Here is a 2,156-nt window from a genome sequence, read left to right as displayed (position 1 = left end):
CCGGGTACTCGGCGGTCTGCGCGGCAGCACGCCGGCCGCCGCGGCCGAGGTGACCGACCGGATGGCCGAACACTACCTGGCCACCGAGGATCCACCGTCGCTGCTCCCGGTGACGACCCGGGAGGAGGGGCGGTGACCGCTGCCGGCCTGTCCGCCACCGGTGTGCCGGTGCGGATCGACGAGCTGGAGCGTCTCCTGGGCGATCCGGCCGACGACGGCAACCCGGTCGGCTACGCCGCGGTGCTGGCGTCCGACGAGCGTGGCGAGATGTGCGCCGCCGGCGAGCGGGTGCTGGACACGTACGGCCTCAACGCCGAGTTCGTGCCGCCCGAGTTCGGCGGCCGGCTAAACCGCCTCGACCACCTCATCGAGGTGATGCGTTCGGTGTACCGGCGTGACCCGTGCCTCGGCCTCGGTTACGGCGCCAGCTCGCTGATCGCCTCGGTCAATGTCTGGACCGCGGCGGACGAACGCCAGGCCGCCACCGTCGCTGGCCTGCTGCTGCGCAACGGGAAGTTGGCCTGCGCCTACCACGAGCTCGCGCACGGCAACGACATGGCACGCACCGAGTTCACCGCACTGCCTGGCCCAGGCGGCCTGCTGCTCAATGGGCGCAAGGAGGTGGTGACCAACATCCAGCGGAGCGACGCGCTGGTGATGTTCGTTCGCACCGACACCCGGCCCGGCAGCCGCAGCCACTCGCAGATCTACGTGGACAAGTCCGCCGTGCCTGCCGGCACCCTGCGCTACCTGCCGCGCTTTTCCAGCGTGGGCATGCGCGGTGTGCAACTCGGCGGTGCCGAGTTCACCGACTGCCCACTGCCTGCGTCGGCGGTGCTCGGCACGGCCGGTCACGGGCTCGGGACGGCCATGCGATCGTTCCAGCTCACCCGGATCGTACTCCCCGCCATGATGACCGGGATCGTCGACACCGGGCTGCGCACCACCATGGACTTCCTGACCCGTCGGCGGCTTTACGGCGGGGTAGCGATCGACCTGCCGTACCTGCGGGCCGCGCTCGCCGAGGTGTTTGTCGACCTGCTGGCTGTCGAGGCGTTCGCCCGCACCTGTGCCCGCGCCGTCCACCTGCTGCCGGAACAGTGCAGCGTGTACGCGGCCGCCACCAAGTACACAGTCGCCGGCGTGCTGTTGCCGGCCATGAACCAGCTGTCGCTGGTGCTGGGCGCCCGGTCCTACCTTCGCGCGGGCGAGCACGGGATCTTCCAGAAGATGCTGCGTGACCTGAAGCCGGTCGGGTTCGGGCACGCCGCCCGGGCGGCCTGCCAGATGACCATCCTGCCGCAGTTGCCGCTGCTGGCGAACCGGTCCTGGAGCAACCTGCAGCTACCGCCCGAGGCCCTGTTCGACCCTGCAGCCGAGTTGCCACCGGTGCCGTTCAGCCGGCTCGCGGTGACCGCGCGCGGCGCCGATCGGCTCAGCGCCGTCCTCGCCGCCGTCGAGACGTCCGGATTGGACGCTGTCACCGCACGTCAGCTGCGCGGGCTGCTTGGCTGGTACACCGGCCAACTGCGCGCGCTGAGCGCCGCCAGTGCCGTACTGCCGCCCGCCGAGCTCACCGTGGCGGCGAGCGCCGAGGCGTACGACCTCACCGACCGCTACATCGCGGTGCTTCACGCGGCGGCCTGCGTGGGGGTGTGGCTTCAGCACCGCCGGCGCGACGCCGGCTTCCTGAGCGAACCGGCGTGGCTGCTGGCCGCCCTGCGCCGGATCGCCGCCCGTACCGGCGAATCGCCCTGGGACAGCGACCTGCCTGACGCGCTCACCGGCCCGCTGGTCAGCGAGCTGCGGTCGCGGCACACGGCCGGTCGCAGCTTCGGCCTCACCGACCGCCCGTTGGCGGACATCGCCTGATGCCCGTCCGATCGCACCGAACCGCCAAGGAGTCCGCCATGCAGCCCAGCCGACCCGAACCCACGATCACCGAACTGTCCGCGTGGCTGGCCGGCCGGGTCGCCACATACGTCCGCCGGCCGGTTGCCGAGATCGCGACCGACGTGCCGCTGACCGATTACGGCCTGGACTCGGTATCCGCCGTGACGCTCGCCGCCGAGATCGAGGACGAGTGGGGCCTCACCCTCGAGCCCACGATCGTCTGGGACCACCCCACGGTCGACGCGCTCAGCGTCGCCGTCGCC

General features: G+C 71.7%; 2 protein-coding genes. Both read left to right on the top strand.

Annotated features, from left to right (window positions below; translation table 11 throughout):
- The first annotated feature begins 132 nt into the window (after positions 1-132).
- Positions 133-1,872 carry an acyl-CoA dehydrogenase gene (locus tag AB0M52_RS33430; protein WP_363961842.1) on the top strand — a complete coding sequence of 580 codons (1,740 nt, stop codon included), beginning with the start codon at positions 133-135 and terminating at the stop codon, positions 1,870-1,872.
- 38 nt (positions 1,873-1,910) lie between these two features.
- The coding region (locus tag AB0M52_RS33425; RefSeq protein WP_363961841.1) for an acyl carrier protein at positions 1,911-2,156 on the top strand (246 nt) is incomplete at its 3' end.

Origin of the sequence: Micromonospora sp. NPDC051296, assembly GCF_040682255.1 — a bacterium.
GTDB classification, from domain to species: Bacteria; Actinomycetota; Actinomycetes; order Mycobacteriales; family Micromonosporaceae; genus Micromonospora; species Micromonospora craterilacus.
This window is presented reverse-complemented; position numbering and strand designations above follow the sequence as displayed.